Raw genomic sequence first — 20,344 nt, 5'->3', positions numbered from 1 at the left:
CGGCCGAGGCCGGAACCCGGTGAGCGTAGCGTGACTACGCCGTCGCGGTGGGCGAGGGAAGCGGAAGGAACCTGCCCGGGTATTCGCCCTCGTCCACACCTTCGATTCGGGGCCGATGCCCAGCGCACCGGCCCCTCAGGCATCACGCACGGGACTCCGAAGGTCATCGCCTTCACCTTTTCACCCGAATGCGCCAGGTCAAGCACCGCCTCGCCGCGCGTTCGAACCGCGGATCGCGCCCGTCGTCAACTTCCATCCCTCCCCGCACCGTTCGACGAAGCCCAGCGAGTGCAGTTCGTACAGCCTGCCGAGCGCATCGTCGTCCGGGACGGCGGCGCGACGGGCCACCTCGCTGCCGGTGATCGCGACGCGCTGCGCGGGCAGCGCCTCCAGCACCTGTCTGCTACCGGGGTCGAGCAGGTCCCTGGGCAGGACCGGGCCGGTGCGCTCGGGCGCGAGATCGCCCATGTCACCCACCAGCTCGATCACTTCGGCGGCGTCGGTGACGAGCACGGCCTCGCCGCGCAGCAGCTCGTGCACCCCCGCCGAGAGGCCGCTGGTCACGGGGCCGGGGACACCCATCGTGAGGCGCCCGAGCTGCTGCGCCCTGCGGGCGGTGACCAGGGACCCGCTGCGGTGTTCCGCCTCGACGACGACGGTGCCCCGGCTGAGCGCGGCGATCACCCTGTTCCGGAGGACGAATCTGCTGGGGGTGGGATGGTCGCCCGGCGGCAACTCCCCGATGACAAGCCCCTGCTGCGCAATGCGCTTGATCAACTCCAGGTGACCGGGCGGATAGGCCACGTCGACGCCGCAGGCGAGTACGGCGATGGTGGCTCCGCCGGCGGCGAGCGCGCCCCGATGCGCCGCGCCGTCGACCCCGAAGGCCGCCCCGGACACCACGACCCAGCCCCGTTCGGCGAGCCCCGTCGCCAGCGAGCCCGACACGTGCGCCCCGTACGGAGTGCAGGCCCGGGCCCCGACCACGGCCACCGAGCGCAGCGCCCAGGCACGCAGGTCGGGCCGACCGCGCACCCACAGGCCGACCGGGCGGGCGTCGCCGAGGTCGTCGAGCTGGGTCGGCCACTCCGTGTCGCCCGGTATGACGAATCTGCCCCCGAGCGCGCGGATCGCGTCCAGCCGCTCCCCCGGCACGACGCCGGCGGCGCGGGCCCGCAGCCCGGTCACCCGGCGCTCGGTGGCACCCGGCAGCGCCCCCTTCTCGTACGCGCCCGCCGTCAGCAGGCTCAGCAGCCCCTGGGCGCCGAACTCCCGCAGCCAGCGGCCGCCCTTCTCGTCACCAGGCTCCAGGATCTGCGTCAGCGCCGAACGCGCCACCCGCTCCGCCTCGTTGCCGGTGTGCCGCACACTCGGAGGAGCGTCGTCACCCACGATGCCGCGGATGCCGTCCGGGCCTCCCACACCCGTCACCGCGCCGTCCCCGCTGCCATCCCCCGGTCCCGCGCCCGTCATCGCACCGCCCCCGCTGCCGCCGGGACGCCTCTGGCGATCCCGGTGCGCAGTTCGAGGGCGAGGGCGACGTCCTGGGCCTCGGGCCGGTCCCGGCCCGCGAGGTCGGCGATCGTCCACGCGATGCGCAGCACCCGGTCGAGGCCGCGTGCCGTCAGCAGCCCGCGCTCGACGTCCCGCTCGGCCGCGCCCAGCGCGCCGGGCGCCACGGTCCACCTGGTGCGCAGTTCATGGCCGGGCACCTCGCTGTTGACGGTCCACGGAGTGCCCTCCAGACGGGCCGCGGCCCGCTGCCTGGCTTCCAGGACACGGTCGGCGACGGTCGCCGTGGACTCACCGCCCGTCCCGTGACCGAGCAGGTCGGAGCGGCTCACCGGCTCGACCTCGATCCGCAGGTCGACGCGGTCCAGCAGCGGCCCGGACAGCCGGGCCTGATACCGCCGGATCACGGACGAGGGGCATTCGCAGCCCACCCCCAGCAGCGTGTGCCGCCCGCAGGGACAGGGGTTGGCCGCGAGCACCATCAGGAACCGGGCGGGCAGCCGCACCACTCCCCCGCTCCTGGCGACCACCACATGCCCTGATTCCAAGGGCTGGCGCAGTGCGTCCAGGGCCTTGCCCGAGAATTCGGGCGCTTCATCCAAGGAGGGGGACTTACTCCGCCCAGTTCGCCAGCACGTAGGGTGCTGGCCTGAGCAGGAGGAACACGGAACATGGCAAGGGTCCTGGGCGCGCTGCGTCTGTCGAGAGCATCGGATGAGTCGACCTCGGTCGTTCGGCAGAAGGTAGCCATCCAACGATGGGCGGACAGTCGAGGGCACACGATCGTCGGATGGGTCGAGGACGTAGACGTCTCCGGCGCCATCGCCCCATGGGAGCGACCGGGTCTCGGTCAGTGGCTCCCGTCGACCATCGGCAAGGACGTGAGCGCGGTAGAACAGCGCCTCGCATGGGAGCTCTCGCGAGTCGATGAGTGGGACATCCTGTGCGGCATGAAGCTCGACCGGATCTCTCGGCGAGTCCTGCACATCGCTCAGCTTGTCGACTGGGCAGGGACGCATGACAAGGAGATCGCGGCAGCAGAGGACGGCTTCGACCTCTCCTCGCCGATGGGCAAGATCCTCTTTCAGCTCATCGCAGCGTTCGCAGAGGGAGAGCTCGAAGCGATCAAGTTTCGAGCCAAGTCCTCGTATGTGCACCTGATGAAGTCGGGCCGGTGGCGAGGCGGCTTCGTGCCGTACGGGTACCGGGCGGAGAAGGACGCCGAGGGGGACGGGTGGAAGCTCGTACCCGACGAGTACGGCACGGCTACCGCCGGAGTCGTCCGGGAGATCGTCCGACGCATCGTCGAGGAGGGGCACGCCATCAACGCCGTGTGCCGCTGGCTGAACGAGGAGAAGGTTCCGAGCTCACTGGACGCTCAGCGCATCCGGGCAGGGAAGGAACCGAAGGGCGCTCTCTGGCGCGTCGGCAACCTGACCAAGATGCTCCGCTCTCACACACTCCTCGGTCGAGTCGAGATGACCGAGGAGATCGCCCTCCCGGACGGCACGAAGGAGAAGAGGACTCGTCTCGTACGGGACGCCGAAGGGCTCCCGCTCCAGCGGGCGGAGCCGCTCCTCAGTAAGAAGGAGTGGGACCAGCTTCAAGCGAAGCTCACGGAGAACTCTCGACCGAACGCCGGGCACCGCTACGACAGGAGCCCGCTCCTGCGTGTGGCGTTCTGTGTCTGCGGCCGTCCCCTCTACCGGAACAACGGAAGGACGGCGATGTACTACCGGTGCAGCTCCCGGAACATCTCCGGTGCCGAGTGCGGACAGAACGAAGCCATCCAAGCCAAGCATTTGGAGGAGGCCATCGAGGAGGCGTTCCTCCGAGCCGTGGGCCACGCTCAGATCATCCGCCGGACCTTCCGCCCCGGAGTCGACCACACGCAAGACGTGGCCGAGGTGACGCGCGCCCTGGCCGAACTCCGCGAGGACCGCGAGGCAGGGCTCTACTCCTCCGAGCTCGGTAAGAAGGAGTACCGGGAGGAATACCTCCGGCTCGAAGCGAAGCGCGAGGCACTCTCCGCCATGCCCGTAGTGCCGGACAGGTGGGAGGAGATCCCGACCGGCCAGACGTACGCGGACAGGTGGGCAGAGCTCTCCTCCTCGGTAGAGAAGAACAAGGAGCTCCGCGAGGCAGGCGTGAAGGCGATCGTCCACAGGGAGGAACTCCCGTGGGCACTCCCCTTGGCAGAGATCGGCGCAACCGAAGGAACGGTGCGACACACGCTCGGGAGGGTTGAGCTCCTGCTCCCGAGGAACCTTCACGACCGAGTGCGCGGCTTCGCCGCTGAGCACGTCGCGTAGCGCTCGCTCGACTGGCCCCGCTCTCACCAGAGGGCGGGGCTTCGTCATGCCGGATCAGAAGGGCGGCGGCTCTTGCCCTGCTTCTTGGAGCCGGCCGGTCAAGCCGTCGTAGTCGAAGTCCACCGGCAGGGGAGCTGCGTACGCGTCTCCGAACCAGCGTCGACGCTGTTCCTCTTGCTTGACCTTGCCAAGGTCTACGAAGGACAAGGTGGGGGCCGAAGGCCCCCCAGGGGAGCCAGCCCCTTCGTCTTCCTTCTGGGGGCCGCTTACGCGGCCCACCTTCGCTGGCCGCTTGCGCTCTTCGCCTTCGCTCTGTCGGCCCCCTGCCGGGGGCCGCTCTTCGCCTACCGGCTTGCTCTTCGCCGGTGGCTGCTCACTCCTACCGCCGTCGCTCTTGAAGGTATGTAGGTTGTATGGCTCCTCAGCCATACCCCCCTGCTTCGGCAACGTGAGCCGGTAGATCACCGGACCGTCCGGCACCTTGCCCGTCTTCGTGAGCCAGCCGGCCTTACGCAGCCTGCCGACGATCTTGTTGACCGTCTGCTCTGGAGCCTTCCCGCCGTAGCCGAGTTCCCTGGCGATCGTCCCGTTGGACGGGCACACGTTCTCGCCCGTCTCGTAGTCCGCGTACAACGCCATGGCGACGCCGACCAACTTCTCCGCGTGCTTCATGTCCGAGCGCACCAGCGCACGACGCCATACGTGTTCCTGGATCTCGGGCATCCCTTCTCCGAAGACTCAAAAGGATTCCAAAACCTACAGCCCTACAGGGGTAAAGGCCCAGGTCATCGCATGTGAGGCGCCTCTCAAACGGACCCCAGAACCGTGGCAGGATTTGAGCCGCCAAGACACGGCGGTCGGGCAAGGCCCCTCCAGGGGGTCATACCCCCACCCTTCCGCCGTCGGCAGGTTCCACCGACGCCCCTACGATGCGGCCATGATCAAGATGACTTGGATGCTGGCAGGCGAGCACGCGGATGAGTGGACCGGGCCCGATGCACAAGAGGGCGCAGCGATACTCGAAGCAAGGATCGGGGCCGTGATCGAGGGCAGCGGTATGACTGCCGATTCAGTGCAGCACTGGCGAGAGACCTTCCTCGCGCCCGTAGTCGCAGACCTGCGCACCGAGGGACAGTCGGCCCTGTCTCATGGCGAGTCCTGGAGCAAGGCAGCCGGGCCACTACTCGTCTCCGCCTCACCCGCTCCGACCGTGGCACAGCGTGACCAGTAACAGGCGTCTCGAAAACCAAGGTTTGTGAGACGAAATGAGAAGCACCCCGGAAGGGGCCGCAACCCTGTTCAAAACCCGTCTCGAAACCTCCGCCTCAGGCTTGACCTTTTGAGACGAGTTCTGAGACAGTCGGGCCATGGCAGAGATCATCACGCCCACGGGGCAGCTCATCGGTTACGCCCGCGTCTCCACCGATGACCAGGAAGCACAGCTCCAGCGCGACGCACTGACGGCCGCAGGCTGCGCCCGGATCTTCGAGGACAAGGCATCGGGCAAGAACACCGACCGGCCAGAGCTGACGGCCGCACTCGACTACGCCCGCCCTGGCGACACCCTGTGCGTGTGGAAGCTGGACCGGTTCGCCCGCTCCCTCATCGACCTTGTGACCATGGTCGACACCCTTCGTGAGCGGGGCATCGGGTTCAAGGTGCTCACGGGTGCACTGGCCAACATCGACCCCGGTACGGCAGACGGCCGTCTCATGCTTCAGGTGGTCGGAGCCATGGCGGAGTTCGAACGCAGCCTCATCAAGGAGCGCACCCGCGCAGGACTGGACGCAGCCAAGGCACAGGGGCGTACCGGTGGACGGCCGTCCGTGGTCGATGAGGACGTGCTCACCGTGGCCCGTGCCAGGAAGGCGAAGGGCGAGAGCGTGAGCGCCATCGCCAAGGCGCTCGGGATCTCCCGAGCCACCCTTTACCGCCATCTCGGAGAGAGCGCCTGAGACAGGCGCACAGCTACGAAGACAGGCCCTCGGGATACCCCGGGGGCCGTCGTCATGTCCGGGCCTGTGTGCCCGCCTGAGAGGCTCGAACGCCCCCGAGCTGGCCAGCCTCCACCATGGGCGAGAGGGGCCCGTACAGGGGCGCAGGGCAGGCTGAACGGCACCGAGCGCAGCAGGTCAGGCGGGTGCAGGCTCCGAGTCCGAAACAGATTCCGAGGGAGTCGCCTGGTCGGCGACAGCCGGACGCTCATGGAGGAGCAGGCCGAGCGTCGCGAAGCCGAGCAGGTGGAGCACAGCCCAACTCGCGGTGAGGACTGCGCCCAGTCGGTCACGGTCCGGAGGTGCCGCATGTCGAGCCGACATCAAGCCGCCTCCCTTGTGGATACGAGGGCGGTGGCCCACTCCAGAGCGGTCGCGATGTGCTCGGGCTGGATGCCCTCGTGCGGGTCGGGCTCGATGAGCAGGGTGGGGTTTCCGAACGCGCTACGGTCGGCCGCCCACTGGTGGTCGAGGCGAGTGAAGTCGTCATCGATCCACACGGCCGGAGCCGTAGCGAGCCAGTCCGCGACGTGGTTGCGCTTCCACAGGTAGCCGTCAGGGTGGCTGGTCTTGATCGGCAGGTTGGGCAGCTCGATGTGCTCGAAGTCGGGCAGGCCCATCAGCGGGGCGATGACGCGGCGGGCATCGGCCCGCCAACTCGTGCACCACACGGGCCGGACCAGACCGGTGCCGATGGCGTCGGTGATGAGCTTGCCGTGGTTCGGGTTGAGCCAGACATCGAACGGCTTGGCCACGTCGTCAGTGGTGACCGTGTGGCGGGGGTGGGTAGCGGGGGTGGCGCCGTCCGGTCCGGGGAACGGGATGAAGACGCCGTCGATGTCTAACAGCAGGAACGGGGGTTCGTGCATCGGTGCCTCCCGGGTTCGGTCGGGTGTCAGGGCTTCCGTGCGGTGATGAGCAAGGTGGTCGGCCAGCGAGCGTCAGCCGGGGCGAACAGGTTGTGCACTCCGGTGATCAGCAGTCCGGCGCGGTTGACCGCGCGCACCCAAGCGGCCGGGTCGATGTCCCACCGGTCGACCGTGGCGGCGGTTCCGTCCAGCGACGTCATGCGGTCGTGGGTGCGGGGACTGACGGGGATGGTGCCGGTGCGCTGCGGGTGAGGTACCGAGAAGGCGAGCACGCCCTTGCGTCCGAGGCTGCGTGAGCAGGCGCCGAGTAGCTTCGACGGTTCGTCCAGGCCGATCGCTCCGAAGACAGAGACGATGGCGTCCAGGCGTTCGCTCTCCCGGGTGAGGTAGCCCAGCGCGCGGGAGTGGACGAACTCGGTCCCGTGGTGTCCGTAGTGGGCGCACGCCCGTTGGATCTGCCCCTTCGAGCGGTCCACTCCGGTGACCTTCGCGCCGAGGCTGGTCAGATGAGCAGCGTTGTGGCCGGGTCCGCAGCCCAGTTCCACGACGCGTCGCCCTGCCAGGTCATCGCCGAGGATCTCGGCGCCGGGACCGATGCCGGGGCGCTGTGTCCACTCCATCCGAGCGGGCGGGTCGAGGGGGCGTAGTGGGCCCTCTGCCAGGCGTTGGGCGGCGTGAGCGTCCCAAGCGTCCACGTCACGCCTCCAGCAGCCTGACGGCCGCGAGGAGGTGCTTACGGACGACCTTGATGTAGAGCGGGTCATCCTCGGGGTTGTTGATCCAGCGGAGCGCCTGCTCCATGAACCACTCACTCGCCCAGACCCGATGCCAGCCCAGCGCCCACCGCTCGGCAGGCAGACCGCCGCGCTCGGCGAGCGCGTCCTTGTCACCGCCAGCGTTCACGTACGCCTCGATGAAGGCGCGCAACCTCGCCGGGTCCGGGTCGCCGGTGGTGCCATGCCAGGACGCGAGGTCGAGGAGGCCGGGGCCGGTGAACGCACGGGCGAAGTCGAGGAGGCGCCAGCCGTCCTCGCCGATGTGGAGGCTGGTCGGGTGGAACTCGGAGTGCACCCATCCGTACGGGGCCAGCTCGGCACCGGTCGCCCGCTTCTCCGCCGACGCTGCGAGGGAGCCGAGCGCAAACGACAGCTCGGCGGTGTCCTCGTTCCAGCGGCCGGCATCACGCAGGCGGCGCAGATGGCCAAGCGCCAGCTCGGGCAGAGCGGCAAGCGCGTCCTCGTCCATCTCCCGGAGCGACGGGGCGGCGGGCGCTTGGTGCAGGGCGACAGCGGCCACGATGCCATCCGTGTCCTGTGCCTCGCGGACCTCTTCGCCCAGGTCCTCGATGACCATGCCGAGGGTTCCGTCTCGGACGATGGAACCGATGACCTCCGGCACGGGGATGCCGGACAGGCGGGCGACTCGAAGGATCTCGTCCTCGTTGGCGAACGGTTCGACGGCGTACTTGTAGATCGCGGTGCGCATGTGCGGGGGGAAGCGCAAGCGCTCGACACCCGACATGTCCCACACCCGCATCTCCTCGCGGGCGGGGATCGGCTGGCCGGTGCGGGCGCAGATGTCGGCGAGGATGGCGGCGGTGAGCTTGCTGTCCACGGGGGCGGTTCCGTTCGTTCGGGGGTGGGTCAGGGGCCAGGCCCGGGGCGACAGCGCGCTTGCCACCCCGGGCCGTGGATCAACGGTGGGATCAGGCGGCGGTCACCCGGTAGGAGTTGACCTGCTCGATCCACTCGGCCTTCATCTCGGCGAGTTCCTTGCCGAACGTGGCCATCGATGCGCCGTAGGGGGCGACGACGCCGCCGGTCTGGTCGGGCTTGGACTGGCAGCCGTGAACCAGTCGCCCGCCGAGCGCGGCGTGGGCCTTGATGCCCTCGATGCGGCGGTGCTCGTTGAACCACCCGCCGTGGTAGACCTCGTCCAGCATCTGGCCGCCCTCGTCGGAGAGGTCGAAGACCACGCCGGTCGCGGAGGGGAAGAACCAGCACGGGCCCACGTTGGAGATGTGGCCGTCGAGCTCGACCTTGTTCAGGGCCATGAACGTGGCCGCCTCGCGGAGCATCTTCAGGTGCTCGGCCGTGACGTCCGGCAGGCCGAGCGTGGCGAGGTGCTCGTCCCGGAACAGGTACGAGTACACCTGGTAGGCGATGGCCAGGACCTCGCCCGCGTCGCTGGTCGAGCGGCCGTGAGCCTTCACGAACTCCAGCGCCATCTGTTCGACGGTGGCGGTCTCGGTCTCGTCCGCGTTCAGCAGGCCGTCCGTCACGGTCTGCCAGTCGATGACCAGCCAGGTGTTGGCCTCGAACCGGAAGAAGTACTCGGCCGGGTCGAGGGTGATCTTCTTGCCGTCCACGGTGATACCGGGCAGGCGGTTCCAGCGCGGGTCGAACGCGTCGGGCAGTTCGACCGTGATCGTCGCGGTGTCGACGGTGGTCACCTGTGTCTCCGTTCCGGGCGGGGCGCAGCTTCGCTACGCCTGTCGGCTTGGCTGGCCACGCGGGGCGGAAGGGTCCTGCTCATCGCCCCGCGTGGCACGACCCTGAGTCAACAGGTGTGCGCTGGCCGTGAACATGGAAGGAGCCTGGCGGTACCTTGAAACCTTTGAAACCCGGCCCAGGGGGGTGCCTTCATGGCAGCACGCGCACGTACTCCGAACCACAAGCTGGCAACCCTCTACGCCGAGACTCGCTGGAACCTTGGCGAGTTCGCGCGTGCGGTCAATCGAGTCGGAACGGAGACCGGTCGTCGGTTGAAGTACGACGAGTCCGCCGTATCCCACTGGTTATCCGGCACACGCCCCATGGCCAAGTACCGACCCGTCGTGCTGGAGGCCCTCAGCCGCAAGCTCGGCAGGCAGGTCACAGCGTTCGAGGCAGGCTTTGCCGATCAGCCCGACATCGAGCCCGAGGCGACGGATACCGTTGCAGGACTGATCGATCTCGGGAGCATGGACATGGACCCATCTCGGAGGGGAGTTCTCGCAGGGGGCCTGTACTCGGTCGCCCTGACCATCCCCGGTTGGCCCGACGTACTGTCACGCTTCGAACGGATCAAGACCAACCCGCACACCCGGATCGGCATCGCCGAGGTCGAGTCCGTCATCGCCATGACTGAACGGATCAGCGAACTGGATGACCAGTTCGGCGGGCGTACCGCCCGGCCCATGGCCGCCGCGTTCATGGTGAACAACATCGCCCCGTACCTCCAAGCCACGGCCAGCGATTCCGTACGCAAGGCCATGCTCTCGGCCGCCGCTGATCACCTCTACCTGACCGGGTACATGGCCGTTGACGAGCGCCTGGACATGCTCGGCCAGAGCTACTACATGAAGGCCCTGGAGCTGGCCGGTGCAGCCGGAGACCATCTCACCTACTGCACCACGCTGCGCGGCATGAGCGTCCAAGCGGTCGAGCTCGGCCATGGCGCAGCGGCCTTGCGGTACGCCAACGCAGCGTCCGCCGCCTCCCCCGAAGCAGGACCGAGGATGCGGGCGTTCCTCGCCGGACAGCAGGCGCACGCCGCCGCGCAGACAGGTGACCGGCGCGGGGCATGGGCGATGCTCCGTGAGGCAGAGATCGCCATGGAGAAGGCGGAGGCCAAGGCCAAGGCCCATGGCTCCTACGACCCCGCGTCCCTGAGCTACCACGTCTCACAGGTCAGCTACGAGCTCGGAGACCGTGAGGGTGCCATCCGTGCCCTTGAACAGTCCGAGAAGGTCAGGCCCACCGTGTACCGCAGAGCCAGGGTCCGGCACCGCTCGATGCTGGCCGAGTGGAAGCTGGAGACAGGTCGGCTGGAGGAAGCTGTCCAGACCTGGCACCTGGCTCTCGACGACTACCCCCACGTTCAGTCTGGCCGGGCCGACGACCGGTTCCGCGCGATGCTCTCGGCCCTTCGCCCGCACGCGCGAAACCCTCACGTCCGTGAGCTGACCGAGCGCGCCCGTCCCCTGGCACCCGCACGCTGAACCGCCGCGCTGGACCGGATCGGTCGTGTACCTTGATCGCGGAGTAAGTCTGTCTCCCGCGCTTCGTCCAGGAAAAGCACCCCGCGGTGCGCCAAGGACACCGCGCCGGGCTTGGGCAGCCCGTTGCCACCGCCCACCAGGGCCTGCATCGTCGCCGAGTGGTGCGGGGCGCAGTACGGCGCGGTGCGCACGAGCGGCTCGCCGGGCGGCAGGATGCCGGCCACCGAGTGGACCGCCGTGACCTCGAGGGACTCTCGCCGGGTCAGCGGCGGCAGGACCGCGGGCAGCCGCTCGGCGAGCATCGTCTTGCCCGCGCCGGGCGGCCCGGAGAGCAGGAGGTGGTGTCCGCCCGCCGCCGCGACCTCAAGCCCGGTGCGCGCCGTGTGCTGGCCCGCCACGTCGGCCAGGTCGGGCCCGTCGCCCTGCGGCCGGTCGACGGCCAGTCCGGTGCCGACGCCCGCGCCCGGGACCAGCAGGCCCGCGAGCATGGCGTCCGGGCGGCCCGCCTCGACGGGCTCCTCGTCCGGGACCGGCTCGTCGGCCAGGACGGCGATGAGCTGGCGCAGGCTGCGCACCCCGAGCACCGAGACCCCCGGCACGAGCGCGGCCTCCCCAGCGGTCTGCTCGGGTACGACCACGTGCTCGTACCCCGCCTCTGCGGCGGCGAGCACCGCGGGAAGCACCCCGCGCACGGGCCGCACCCGCCCGTCGAGTCCGAGCTCGCCGATCAGGACGAGATCGGCGATCTGGCGCGGGTCGATGCGCTCGGCGGCACCGAGGACGGCGCTCGCCACAGCGAGATCGAAGCCGCTCCCGCCCTTGGGCACGGAGGCCGGGCTGAGCCCCACGGTGAGCTTCTTCTGCGGCCATTCGCAGCCGGAGTTGACCACGGCCGCGCGCACCCTGTCGCGGCTCTCCACAAGGCTTTTGTCGGGCAGTCCGACGAGGGTGAACGCCGCGACCCCCGGCTCCAGGTCCGCCTGGACCTCGACGACCACACCTTCGACGCCCACGAGCGCCACCGAACAGGCACGGGCGAACCCCATCAGGCCACCCCCCGGGCATGCTCGACGACGGCTGCTCCGCGCCTGGGCAGCAGCACCCCCACCAGGTCGATGCGGACCCCGCCCGGCGGCGGCCCTCCGTGCCGCTCCAGCCAGCAGTCGGCAAGGCGCCTGAGCCGTCTCGCCTTGGCCGGTGTGACCGCGGCCATCGGATGCTCGTAGGAGCCCGCTCTTCGGGTCTTGACCTCGCAGACGACCACCGCGTCGCCGTCGCGGGCGACGATGTCGATCTCACCGGCGCGTCCGCACCGCCAGTTCCTCGCCAGCAGGCGCATTCCGGACCCGACCAGCAGCCGTGCCGCCAGATCCTCGCCGTACCGTCCCAGTGCCCCCGTCGCGTTCATTTCGGCACCACCTCCGGCACCGACTCTGATGCACCGGCGCCGGACTTTTGGATCTTGGTGGAAAACCGTGGACAACTGCCGGATTGTGGAAAACTCCGCCACTCGGACGGGCTGCGTCAGCTGCTGGGCAGCTCCAGGTCGCTCTTGTTGAGCTCCTCGATGTTCACGTCCTTGAAGGTGAGCACCCGCACCTGCTTCACGAACCTGGCCGGGCGGTACATGTCCCAGACCCAGGCGTCCGCCATCGAGACCTCGAAGAAGACCTCACCCTGGACCGAGTGCACTTGCATCTCGTAGTCGTTGGTGAGGTAGAAGCGGCGCTCTGTCTCGATCACGAATTTGAACAGCCCGACGACATCTCGGTACTCCCGGTAGAGCTTCAGCTCCATCTCGGTCTCGTACTTCTCGAGGTCCTCGGCGCTCATGGCATGTTCCCCTTCAGCCTTGCGTCCCCCTATTGTGCGCCAGCGTCCCGCGTCCCTAGACGATTTCCGGGGCGAGCACCACTGGAACACGCGGAGGTCCTTCGTCGAGCAGCGTAAGCAGCAGCTCGGCGAGCCTGGTCGGGTACACCGTCTCACGGGCCGCCGACAGTTCGGCGGAGGTCCACCACCTCAGGCCCGCGACGCTTCGGCGCTCCAACTCCGTGAGGGAGTGCGGCACCGCGTCGGTCCGGGTGGTACGCGCCAGGAAGTACCACTCGTCCTGGTCCCAGCGCTGCCCGGCGAACGGGAAGGAGCAGTGCCGCTGCCAGAGCACGGGGCCCAGTTCCACTTCCGTGATCCCGGTCTCCTCGGCCAGCTCACGCAGCGCGGCCTCCTCGCGGCTCTCGTCGCCCTCCAGGCCGCCGCCGGGGGTGAACCACCACGTGACGTCGGGATCGTCCGGCTCGAAGCCGTGCAACAGCAGGATCCGGTTCTCGGGGTCGAGCAGGATGACCCGGGCGACCTTCCGCAGTCCGGTCTGCGCGTCCGATGCCTCATGCAGCACCTGCGGTCACCACCTTCCTGCGCCGCGCCCCGCCGAGCCGGTCGACCGTCGGCCCATACGCGGCGCCGCCGACGATGAGCACTGCTCCGGCCGCGACGGCCACCAGCATGAGGCCCACCGGCCCCGGCTGCGACACCCCGCCGGGCAGTGCGGCGAAACCTTCCGGCCGCTCCACGGCTCCACCGCTCAGCGGCCAGGCCACTGCGTCCAGCCGTGCCTCCACGGCCGAGCGGGGGACCGACCCCTGCCCAGCGTCCTGGAGGTGGGACCGGGAGTCCAGGGAGCCCTTGCGCTCGTCGCCGAGCAGGAACAGCTGTCCCTCGGGAACCTCGGCGGTGAACCGCTCGGCGGCCGGCCCCTCGATGTGCAGATACGGTTCGTCGACGGGCTTGCCGTTGATCGTCAGACGTCCGTCGCCGTCGCAGCAGACGATCTCGTCGCCCCCGACTCCGACCACCCGCTTGACCATGGGCATGTCGCCCCATTGCTTGTCGCGGAAGACGACCACGTCGCCGCGGCGGACCTCGTCGCCGGATATCCGCTCGGCGAGCACCCGGTCGCCCGCCTGCACTGTCGGGGACATGGAATCGGTCGGCACCGTGTACGGCTGGTAGACGAGTGCGCCCCAGACGAATCCGCCGAGGAAGAGCACACAGCCGACGGCCACGGCCATGCCGGACAAAGCGGCTCCGAGCCTGCCCCGGCCGTCGCCCTCACGTCGTGCACCGCTCATTCCAGCGCTCCTCACCTCGGAGATCCGGTCCCCCGGATGCGGGTCCCGGGACAGCTTCCGGGACGGCACACTACCCGGCGGTACGCCCGTCGGTCAGCCTCCTCCTGCGCCGCAGCACGATCGGCAAGGCACCGGCCAGGCCGAGCGCCGCGGGCACCGAGGAGAGTGCCGCGGCCACTCCCGGCTGGTCGAAGGCGCCCGGCACGGGAAGCGTGGACCAGCGGTTCAGCGGCCAGGCGACGACGACGGCTCGTCCGACCACCTTGTCGACGGGGACGAAGCCGCCGTTGACGTCCTCCATGTGGTACCGGGAGTCCTGCGAGTTCTGGCGGTTGTCGCCCATGACCCAGATCCGGTCCTTGGGCACGGTCAGCGGACCGAAGGAGGACCGCTCGTCGCACGGGGTGCTGCCCGGGGCGATGTACGGCTCGTTCAGCGCCTTGCCATTGACCTTCAGCGGGCCGTCCTTCTTGCACTCCACGGTGTCGCCCTCGACCGCGATCGTCCGTTTGATGAGGTCCTTCTCCTCGGCGGACGGCATGAGCCCGATGAAGCTGAGGACCTCCTGCAGCGCGTTCGGCTCCGGGGTGGGCTCGCCCTCCAGCCAGCCGCCGGGGTCGTGGAAGACGACGACCTCGCCGCGCTCGGGCTCCGAGCCGAACCAGGGGGTGAGCTTGTCCACGAGCACCCGGTCGCCGCGCTGCAGGGTGTTCATCATCGATTCGGACGGGATGGAGAAGGCCTGCACCAGGAACGTCTTGATCAGGAGCGCGAGCAGCAGCGCGATACCGATCAGGAGCGGCAGTTCCTTCCAGAAGGATCGCTGCTTCTTCTGTCCCGTACCGCCGTCTTCCGGCGCTTGGTCGTCGTCCCCGCTCATCGGCACTTCCCCGTCCGTCACGTCCGAGGGCTGCTCGGGAGGTCGCCCCGGCCTCTCCTCTGGATCGTCGTGTCCGGACCGAGCGCCGACCGCCACGTCCCCCACATCCACTCCTCACTCCGCGCGAACCGCCTGCCCCGTACAAGGAACAGGCCCACCACTCCCATAACGAGCGGGAGTTCCGCAGGGGTCGGGAGCAGGACCATTCCGTTCAGATCCTTGGACGACACACTATTCGACTGCGGTGCCGCCGCACTCGCCCCGGCACGCCCGTTGGGCACGGATGCGTAGGTCTCCGGCTCCTCCAGTCTGCGCCAGTGGTCCAGCGGCCAGGCGATGAAGACGGCGCGGCCCACGACCCGGTCCTCCGCGACGGTGCCCTGCCCCTCCTCGTCGAGGTGGAACCGGGAGTCGGCGGAGTCGGAGCGGTGGTCGCCCATCACGAAGAGCCGCCCGGCTGGCACCTGCACATCGAACTTCATGGTCGACGGAACGTTTCCTGGGTGCAGATAGGGCTCGTTCAGCGCTACGCCGTTGACCGTGACGCGGCCGTTCGCGTCGCAGCACTTCACGGTGTCCCCGCCGACCGCCACGACCCTTTTGATCAGGTCGCGCTCGTCGTCCGACGGCAGCAGCCCGATGAAGGTCAGCATCTGCTTGACCTGCTTGACCACGACCGGATCGTCGGTCTGCGGTTTCTCCTGCTGCGGCAGCCAGCCGCCGGGGTCCTTGAAGACAACGACGTCACCGCGCTGCGGCTTCGAGCCGAACCATGGGGTGAGCTTGTCGACCAGGACCCGGTCCTGGATGCGGATCGTCTGCTCCATCGAGCCGGACGGGATGACGAAGGCCTGCACCAGGAACGTCTTCAGCACCAGGGCGATGACCAGCGCCACGGTGATCAGGAGGGGTATCTCCTTGACGGCCGAGCGGCGGCGTTTGCGCTTGACCTTCTGTGCCAGCCTGCGCCGCTCCGCCCGGCCCGGCAGGGGCCGGCCGCCGTCGGTCGGCCGCGTCCCGGTGGGCAGCCGGGTGTCGGCCCGGTGGCTCGCCCGTCGTCCGCGGTTACCCATGGGCACCGCCGGGCACCCGGCCGGGCTCCGGGACGCCGGCGAAGGCGTCGGTGGCCTCCAGGCCGGACCAGCGCCTCATGGGCCAGCCGATCCAGTCGGCCCGGCCGATCACCTTGTCCACGGGCACCATGCCGCCGCCGGGCTCCCCGAGATGGTCCCGGGAGTCACGTGAGGCGCTGCGGTGGTCACCCATGACCCAGAGCGCCCCCTCGGGGACGACGATGTCGAAGGCCACCTCCGAGGGCACGCCGTCGGGGTGCAGATATCTCTCGTCGACCGGTACACCGTTCACCTCGACCCTCCCCTCCGTGTCGCAGCAGACCACCCGGTCCCCGCCCGTGCCCACCACGCGTTTGACGAAATCCGTCTCGGCCGGCTCGGCGAGCCCGAGCACAGCGAGCCCCTCTCGTACTACGGAACTGACGGGGTTTTCCATCAGTTCCTCGGGGACGAAGGAGCCCCTGCCGTCGAAGACGACGACATCCCCCCGTGCGGGCCGCGAGCCGAACCGGTAGGCCAGCTTGTTCACCAGTACCCGGTCGCCGACCTGCAGGGCGGGCTCCATGGAGCTGCTCGGGATCTGGAAGGGCTGCACCACGAAGTGGCTGAGCAGCAGCACGAAGACGGTGCAGGCGACGCCTGTCAGGGCCGCGGCGCGCAGGGACATCGGGGAGCGGCCGCAACGACGCGCGGAGCGCGACCTCTCTTCCTGAGTCCCGTCGGCGGGATCGGAAGAGGGGTCGCGCTCCGTGTGCTGTGCTTCGGTGTCCATCGGTGGCAGAGCCTATCCGGCCGCCCTGTGACACCGGGCGCGCGTATGAGCCGGAGCTCAGTTGTCGCGCTTCTCCTTGATCTTGGCAGCCTTGCCGCGCAGCTCGCGCAGGTAGTAGAGCTTGGCGCGGCGGACGTCACCGCGGGTGACGAGCTCGATCTTCTCGAAGATCGGGCTGTGCACCGGGAAGGTGCGCTCGACGCCGACGGAGAAGGAGACCTTGCGGACCGTGAAGGTCTCGCTCACGCCCGCGCCCTGGCGGCGGATGACGACGCCCTTGAACTGCTGGATACGGGAGCGGTTGCCCTCGATGACGCGAACGTGGACGTTCACGGTGTCGCCGGGGCGGAAGGCCGGGACGTCGGTGCGCAGCGAAGCCGCGTTGACGCTGTCGAGCAGGTGAGCCATGGTGGTCTGCTTCCTCGCCGATGCCACAGGTCATCGACGGAATGTCGTGATGAGATGGGGTGCCTCCGCCGGGCGGGCGTCGTTCCCCCTGTGGCAGGGGCGCCGGCCGGACGTACAGCAGCGGCTCATTCTTCCATGGCCTCGGGCCTGCGCCAAAATCGGCCGCCGGGCTCGGGGGCCCAGCCGAGCAGGGAGAGGATCTCCTTGTCCTTCCTGTCGAAGGCCGCGGGGTCGCAACGCTCGATCAGATCGGGCCTGTTGAGGGCCGTGCGGCGGAGCGCCTCGTCCCGCCGCCACCGCGCGACCTTCCCGTGGTGGCCGCTGACGAGCACGTCCGGGATCGCGCGTCCGCGCCAGACAGGAGGCTTGGTGTAGACGGGCCCTTCCAGCAGATTGGCCATGGCGCCGGGCGCGAAGGAGTCGTCCCGGTGCGATTCCGCGTTGCCGAGGACTCCGGGCAGCAGCCTGGCCACGGCCTCCGTGATGACCAGGACGGCCGCTTCGCCGCCGGCCAGCACGTAGTCACCGATGGAGACCTCGTACACCGGCATACGGGTCGCGTACTCGTCGACGACCCGGCGGTCGATGCCCTCGTAGCGGGCGGGAGTGAAGACGAGCCAGGGCCGCTCGGCGAGCTCGACGGCGAGCTCCTGGGTGAAGGGGCGACCGCTGGGGGTGGGCACGACCAGGACGGGGCCGTGGGCGCCCGACTCGTAGCCGCCGGCGAGGATGTCGTCCAGGGCCTCTCCCCAGGGCTCGGTCTTCATGACCATGCCGGGGCCGCCGCCGTACGGGGTGTCGTCGACCGTGTTGTGGCGGTCGTAGGTCCACCGGCGCAGGTCATGCACATGGACGCCGAGCTGACCACGGGCGCGGGCCTTGCCGACGAGGGACACGTTCAGCGGTTCGAGGTACTCGGGGAAGATCGTGACGACGTCGAGCCGCATCAGGACTCGTCCTCCGGCGCTTCGCGACTGGAGGCGACCTCTGCCTCGCTGTCGTCGATCAGGCCGGGCGGCGGGTCGATGACGGCCTTCTGCTCACTCAGGTCGATCTCGGTGACGATCTCCTCGACGAACGGGATCATCACCTCGCTGCCGTCGGGCCGCTCGACGATGAAGAGGTCCTGCGAGGGCAGGTGGCTGATCTCGGTGATCCGCCCGATCTCCGTGCCGTCGGCGAGGACCACGTCCAGGTCCATCAGCTGGTGGTCGTAGTACTCGTCGGGGTCCTCGGGAAGCTCCTGAGGGTCCACCTCTGCGATGAGCAGCGTGTTGCGCAGCGCCTCGGCGGCGTTGCGGTCGCGTACGCCCTCGAAGCGCAGCAGCAGCCGGCTGCTGTGCACCCGGCCCGACTCGATCGTCAGCGGCCCCGCGGAGGCAGGGTCGGTGGCGAGCACCGCGCCGGGGCCGAGCCGCAGCTCCGGCTCGTCCGTGCGCACCTCGACGGTGACCTCGCCCTTGATGCCATGGGCGCGGCCGATCCGTCCCACTACCAGCTGCACGCTTGTCTCTCCTTCGATACGACGACGGGCCTGGGATACGACGACGGGCCGGGGCGGGCCCGAAAGCCCTCCCCGGCCCGAGCCGGTGCTGCGTGGATCCGGGCGCTCCCGGATCCGCTTTCACCTTCGATCAGCGGACCTGGTCCACATCGACGAGGTCGACGCGGATGCCACGGCCACCGATGGCGCCCACGACGGTACGCAGTGCGCGCGCGGTGCGGCCGTTGCGGCCGATCACCTTACCGAGGTCGTCGGGGTGGACCCGGACCTCCAGCACGCGGCCGCGGCGCAGGTTGCGCGAGGCGACCTGCACCTCGTCCGGGTTGTCGACGATGCCCTTCACGAGGTGCTCGAGAGCCTCCTCGAGCATGCTCAGGCCTCGGTCGACTCGGCGGGAGCGGCCTCGGCCTCGTCCGCCTTCTTGTCGGCCTTCTTCGCCTTCGGGGTGATGGCCTCACCCTTGGCGTCGTCGCCCTCGAGAGCCTTGGCGAAGGCGTCGAAGGAGGCGCGCTTGTCTTCCTTGGTCGCCGGGGCCAGCAGCGGCTTCTCCGGGGCCGGCAGGCCCTTGACCTTCTGCCAGTCGCCGGTGAGCTTCAGGATGGCCAGAACCGGCTCGGTCGGCTGGGCGCCGACGGACAGCCAGTACTGCGCACGCTCCGAGTCGACCTCGATGCGCGACGGGTTCTGCACCGGGTGGTACAGGCCGATCTCCTCGATGGCCCGGCCGTCACGGCGGGTACGGGAGTCGGCGACGACGATGCGGTAGTGAGGCGAACGGATCTTGCCCAGACGCTTCAGCTTGATCTTGACTGCCACGGGTGTGGTGTCTCCTGGTCTTGACGTGGTTGGGCACAACGGGATGCCACGTGGGGTTGCGGTACTCGGAGTGCCCGATGGACGCGTCAGCCGGAGGCGAGAGGGTTCCTGTGCGGCTGTCGAGTACAGCTAGCCATTGTGCCATACAGCCGGGGGCTGTTCTCACCCGCCGGCACACCGAGGCCTCTTTGCCGGCCGCCCTCACCGGCCGCCACCACCTGCCGTCCCCGTCGAAGGCAGCGGGAGGCGCAAGCCGGCAGGCGGGCCTGCCCGCTCACCTGCCCACCGTGCCCGCGGGCGCGGGCTCGGTGGTCGGGCTCCGGGGCGGTCAGCCGGCTGCTCCGACCGCTTCCGGGATACGGAACGGTTTCCCGCAGCCCCCGCAGACGATGGGCGCCTGGGCGAGGACCGACGGAACCACTCTCACATTGCGGCCGCATTCACAGACGGCCTTCACCCGCACCCCTCCGCCCGAGGAGCCGTGCCGGGCGGCCGGTCCGCGGAACGTGCGCTTGGTGTCGGAGGTCGTCGCTGCCGTGTGCGCCTTCAGGGCACGCTGCAGCCGCTCGATGGTGGGGCGGTAGCGCCGCTTGGCCTCGGGGTTGAGCGCAACCAGGGAGAAGCCGCTGCTCGGGTGCGGCTCATCCACGTGGTCAAGGCCCATCTCCTCAGCGATCGCGAGGAACCGGCGGTTGTGGTAACGGCCGGCGCGGGAGGTGTCGCGGACGCCTCGCGCCGCGGCGATGCCGTGGACTGCCTCGTGGAGCAGTCGCTCGAAGGAGAGCTCGGCGCCGCAGGCGGACGAGGACTCTCCGATCAGGGACTCGGGCGCGGCAAGATCCGGCAGTTCGGGGTGGTGCCGCTGAATGTCGGCCCACGCCTGTGCCAGCTCTGCGGCGAGAACAGGTGGTGTCGTGCTCACGTCGTGATAACGAGCCGGGAGCCCGCCGGGTTCCATTCCGGGGCATCCCAAATAATTTGCACGTACCCGTCAGTTGCCGTTGATGCATCCGGACGAGGGCGGGTGCGCTGATCTGCGGAGAAGTCTCACAGCTCACACCAAGGTGGTACGTAGCGCACGTGGCGGCCGT

General features: G+C 69.3%; 23 protein-coding genes and 2 pseudogenes. 4 read left to right on the top strand and 21 right to left on the bottom strand.

What is annotated here, in order from left to right; translation table 11 throughout:
• Positions 1-198 precede the first annotated feature (198 nt).
• Positions 199-1,473 carry a DNA-processing protein DprA gene (gene dprA, locus J7E88_RS04830; protein WP_215177632.1) on the bottom strand — a complete coding sequence of 425 codons (1,275 nt, stop codon included), beginning with the start codon at positions 1,471-1,473 and terminating at the stop codon, positions 199-201.
• The gene (locus J7E88_RS04825; protein WP_374196225.1) at positions 1,470-2,114 is read right to left on the bottom strand and encodes an ATP-binding protein; all 645 of its coding nucleotides are present in this window, start codon (positions 2,112-2,114) and stop codon (positions 1,470-1,472) included. Before J7E88_RS04825 ends, dprA begins: the two co-directional genes overlap by 4 nt.
• Positions 2,115-2,183: 69 nt before the next feature.
• Here J7E88_RS04825 and J7E88_RS04820 point away from each other — a divergent pair, with 69 nt between their 5' ends.
• A complete protein-coding gene (locus tag J7E88_RS04820; protein WP_215177626.1) occupies positions 2,184-3,824 on the top strand; it encodes a recombinase family protein in 1,641 nt (546 codons plus the stop codon).
• A 54-nt stretch (positions 3,825-3,878) separates the two neighbouring features.
• Here J7E88_RS04820 and J7E88_RS04815 read toward each other — a convergent pair whose 3' ends face one another.
• Entirely contained in the window at positions 3,879-4,547 is a 669-nt protein-coding gene (locus tag J7E88_RS04815; RefSeq protein ID WP_215177625.1) for a helix-turn-helix domain-containing protein, read from the bottom strand.
• Positions 4,548-4,761: 214 nt separating this feature from the next.
• Between J7E88_RS04815 and J7E88_RS04810 the strand changes: the two genes are divergently transcribed.
• Positions 4,762-5,055 (top strand): hypothetical protein, encoded by a 294-nt coding sequence (locus J7E88_RS04810; RefSeq protein WP_215177624.1) that lies wholly within the window; start codon positions 4,762-4,764, stop codon positions 5,053-5,055.
• A gap of 136 nt (positions 5,056-5,191) precedes the next feature.
• Positions 5,192-5,779: a recombinase family protein gene (locus J7E88_RS04805; protein WP_215177623.1), complete on the top strand. Its 588-nt coding sequence runs from the start codon at positions 5,192-5,194 to the stop codon at positions 5,777-5,779.
• A gap of 362 nt (positions 5,780-6,141) precedes the next feature.
• On the opposite strand, the gene J7E88_RS04800 is transcribed toward J7E88_RS04805, so the two are convergent.
• From J7E88_RS04800 to J7E88_RS04785, 4 genes are all read right to left on the bottom strand, one after another.
• Positions 6,142-6,687 (bottom strand): HAD domain-containing protein, encoded by a 546-nt coding sequence (locus tag J7E88_RS04800; protein ID WP_215177622.1) that lies wholly within the window; start codon positions 6,685-6,687, stop codon positions 6,142-6,144.
• 26 nt (positions 6,688-6,713) lie between these two features.
• A complete protein-coding gene (locus tag J7E88_RS04795; RefSeq protein ID WP_308307291.1) occupies positions 6,714-7,382 on the bottom strand; it encodes a class I SAM-dependent methyltransferase in 669 nt (222 codons plus the stop codon).
• Position 7,383: 1 nt separating this feature from the next.
• Positions 7,384-8,301, bottom strand: a complete 918-nt coding sequence (locus tag J7E88_RS04790) for a phosphotransferase (RefSeq protein WP_215177621.1) — start codon at positions 8,299-8,301, stop codon at positions 7,384-7,386.
• A gap of 91 nt (positions 8,302-8,392) precedes the next feature.
• Positions 8,393-9,139: a hypothetical protein gene (locus tag J7E88_RS04785; RefSeq protein WP_215177619.1), complete on the bottom strand. Its 747-nt coding sequence runs from the start codon at positions 9,137-9,139 to the stop codon at positions 8,393-8,395.
• Positions 9,140-9,331: 192 nt separating this feature from the next.
• Here J7E88_RS04785 and J7E88_RS04780 point away from each other — a divergent pair, with 192 nt between their 5' ends.
• Positions 9,332-10,669 (top strand): tetratricopeptide repeat protein, encoded by a 1,338-nt coding sequence (locus tag J7E88_RS04780; protein WP_215177617.1) that lies wholly within the window; start codon positions 9,332-9,334, stop codon positions 10,667-10,669.
• A gap of 53 nt (positions 10,670-10,722) precedes the next feature.
• On the opposite strand, the pseudogene J7E88_RS04775 reads toward J7E88_RS04780, so the two are convergent.
• From J7E88_RS04775 to J7E88_RS04710, 14 genes and pseudogenes are all read right to left on the bottom strand, one after another.
• A pseudogene (locus J7E88_RS04775) lies at positions 10,723-11,715 on the bottom strand (YifB family Mg chelatase-like AAA ATPase); the annotation flags it as partial.
• Positions 11,715-12,077, bottom strand: coding sequence for a YraN family protein (locus J7E88_RS04770; RefSeq protein WP_215177615.1), 363 nt, complete (start codon positions 12,075-12,077; stop codon positions 11,715-11,717). The pseudogene J7E88_RS04775 and the gene J7E88_RS04770, both read right to left, overlap by 1 nt.
• A gap of 116 nt (positions 12,078-12,193) precedes the next feature.
• Positions 12,194-12,502: a DUF2469 domain-containing protein gene (locus tag J7E88_RS04765; RefSeq protein ID WP_215177613.1), complete on the bottom strand. Its 309-nt coding sequence runs from the start codon at positions 12,500-12,502 to the stop codon at positions 12,194-12,196.
• A gap of 55 nt (positions 12,503-12,557) precedes the next feature.
• Positions 12,558-13,067, bottom strand: a complete 510-nt coding sequence (locus J7E88_RS04760) for an NUDIX hydrolase (RefSeq protein WP_308307290.1) — start codon at positions 13,065-13,067, stop codon at positions 12,558-12,560.
• Positions 13,057-13,800, bottom strand: coding sequence for a signal peptidase I (gene lepB, locus J7E88_RS04755; RefSeq protein WP_215177611.1), 744 nt, complete (start codon positions 13,798-13,800; stop codon positions 13,057-13,059). The genes J7E88_RS04760 and lepB (J7E88_RS04755) overlap by 11 nt, the downstream gene beginning before the upstream one ends.
• 70 nt (positions 13,801-13,870) lie before the next feature.
• Positions 13,871-14,776 (bottom strand): signal peptidase I, encoded by a 906-nt coding sequence (gene lepB / locus J7E88_RS04750; protein WP_215177664.1) that lies wholly within the window; start codon positions 14,774-14,776, stop codon positions 13,871-13,873.
• A pseudogene (gene lepB, locus J7E88_RS04745) lies at positions 14,679-15,753 on the bottom strand (signal peptidase I); the annotation flags it as partial. The pseudogene lepB (J7E88_RS04745) and the gene lepB (J7E88_RS04750), both read right to left, overlap by 98 nt.
• Positions 15,746-16,525 (bottom strand): signal peptidase I, encoded by a 780-nt coding sequence (gene lepB / locus J7E88_RS04740; RefSeq protein WP_215177610.1) that lies wholly within the window; start codon positions 16,523-16,525, stop codon positions 15,746-15,748. The gene lepB (J7E88_RS04740) and the pseudogene lepB (J7E88_RS04745), both read right to left, overlap by 8 nt.
• Before the next feature lie 57 nt (positions 16,526-16,582).
• Positions 16,583-16,933, bottom strand: coding sequence for a 50S ribosomal protein L19 (gene rplS / locus J7E88_RS04735; protein ID WP_177151397.1), 351 nt, complete (start codon positions 16,931-16,933; stop codon positions 16,583-16,585).
• A 125-nt stretch (positions 16,934-17,058) separates the two neighbouring features.
• On the bottom strand, positions 17,059-17,880 hold the full coding sequence (gene trmD / locus J7E88_RS04730) for a tRNA (guanosine(37)-N1)-methyltransferase TrmD (RefSeq protein ID WP_215177609.1): 822 nt from the start codon (positions 17,878-17,880) through the stop codon (positions 17,059-17,061).
• Positions 17,880-18,437, bottom strand: a complete 558-nt coding sequence (gene rimM, locus J7E88_RS04725; protein ID WP_215177608.1) for a ribosome maturation factor RimM — start codon at positions 18,435-18,437, stop codon at positions 17,880-17,882. Before rimM ends, trmD begins: the two co-directional genes overlap by 1 nt.
• A gap of 130 nt (positions 18,438-18,567) precedes the next feature.
• Entirely contained in the window at positions 18,568-18,807 is a 240-nt protein-coding gene (locus tag J7E88_RS04720) for an RNA-binding protein (protein ID WP_020868149.1), read from the bottom strand.
• A 2-nt stretch (positions 18,808-18,809) separates the two neighbouring features.
• Positions 18,810-19,253 carry a 30S ribosomal protein S16 gene (gene rpsP, locus J7E88_RS04715; RefSeq protein ID WP_215177600.1) on the bottom strand — a complete coding sequence of 148 codons (444 nt, stop codon included), beginning with the start codon at positions 19,251-19,253 and terminating at the stop codon, positions 18,810-18,812.
• Between the two features lie 328 nt (positions 19,254-19,581).
• The gene (locus J7E88_RS04710; RefSeq protein ID WP_215177598.1) at positions 19,582-20,211 is read right to left on the bottom strand and encodes a hypothetical protein; all 630 of its coding nucleotides are present in this window, start codon (positions 20,209-20,211) and stop codon (positions 19,582-19,584) included.
• Positions 20,212-20,344 lie beyond the last annotated feature (133 nt).

The organism is Streptomyces sp. ISL-10, from assembly GCF_018614575.1.
GTDB lineage: Bacteria > Actinomycetota > Actinomycetes > Streptomycetales > Streptomycetaceae > Streptomyces.
This window is presented reverse-complemented; position numbering and strand designations above follow the sequence as displayed.

What these genes read in the sequence shown, in the direction of transcription:
- J7E88_RS04765 (WP_215177613.1), bottom strand. Translation starts at nt 12,502, where the DNA reads ATGAGCGCCGAGGACCTCGAGAAGTACGAGACCGAGATGGAGCTGAAG.
- J7E88_RS04805 (WP_215177623.1), top strand. Translation starts at nt 5,192, where the DNA reads ATGGCAGAGATCATCACGCCCACGGGGCAGCTCATCGGTTACGCCCGC.
- J7E88_RS04720 (WP_020868149.1), bottom strand. Translation starts at nt 18,807, where the DNA reads ATGCTCGAGGAGGCTCTCGAGCACCTCGTGAAGGGCATCGTCGACAAC.
- dprA (WP_215177632.1), bottom strand. Translation starts at nt 1,473, where the DNA reads ATGACGGGCGCGGGACCGGGGGATGGCAGCGGGGACGGCGCGGTGACG.
- J7E88_RS04800 (WP_215177622.1), bottom strand. Translation starts at nt 6,687, where the DNA reads ATGCACGAACCCCCGTTCCTGCTGTTAGACATCGACGGCGTCTTCATC.
- trmD (WP_215177609.1), bottom strand. Translation starts at nt 17,880, where the DNA reads ATGCGGCTCGACGTCGTCACGATCTTCCCCGAGTACCTCGAACCGCTG.
- J7E88_RS04780 (WP_215177617.1), top strand. Translation starts at nt 9,332, where the DNA reads ATGGCAGCACGCGCACGTACTCCGAACCACAAGCTGGCAACCCTCTAC.
- J7E88_RS04770 (WP_215177615.1), bottom strand. Translation starts at nt 12,077, where the DNA reads ATGAACGCGACGGGGGCACTGGGACGGTACGGCGAGGATCTGGCGGCA.
- J7E88_RS04820 (WP_215177626.1), top strand. Translation starts at nt 2,184, where the DNA reads ATGGCAAGGGTCCTGGGCGCGCTGCGTCTGTCGAGAGCATCGGATGAG.
- rplS (WP_177151397.1), bottom strand. Translation starts at nt 16,933, where the DNA reads ATGGCTCACCTGCTCGACAGCGTCAACGCGGCTTCGCTGCGCACCGAC.
- J7E88_RS04815 (WP_215177625.1), bottom strand. Translation starts at nt 4,547, where the DNA reads ATGCCCGAGATCCAGGAACACGTATGGCGTCGTGCGCTGGTGCGCTCG.
- J7E88_RS04810 (WP_215177624.1), top strand. Translation starts at nt 4,762, where the DNA reads ATGATCAAGATGACTTGGATGCTGGCAGGCGAGCACGCGGATGAGTGG.
- lepB (WP_215177611.1), bottom strand. Translation starts at nt 13,800, where the DNA reads ATGAGCGGTGCACGACGTGAGGGCGACGGCCGGGGCAGGCTCGGAGCC.
- J7E88_RS04710 (WP_215177598.1), bottom strand. Translation starts at nt 20,211, where the DNA reads ATGGAACCCGGCGGGCTCCCGGCTCGTTATCACGACGTGAGCACGACA.
- lepB (WP_215177610.1), bottom strand. Translation starts at nt 16,525, where the DNA reads ATGGACACCGAAGCACAGCACACGGAGCGCGACCCCTCTTCCGATCCC.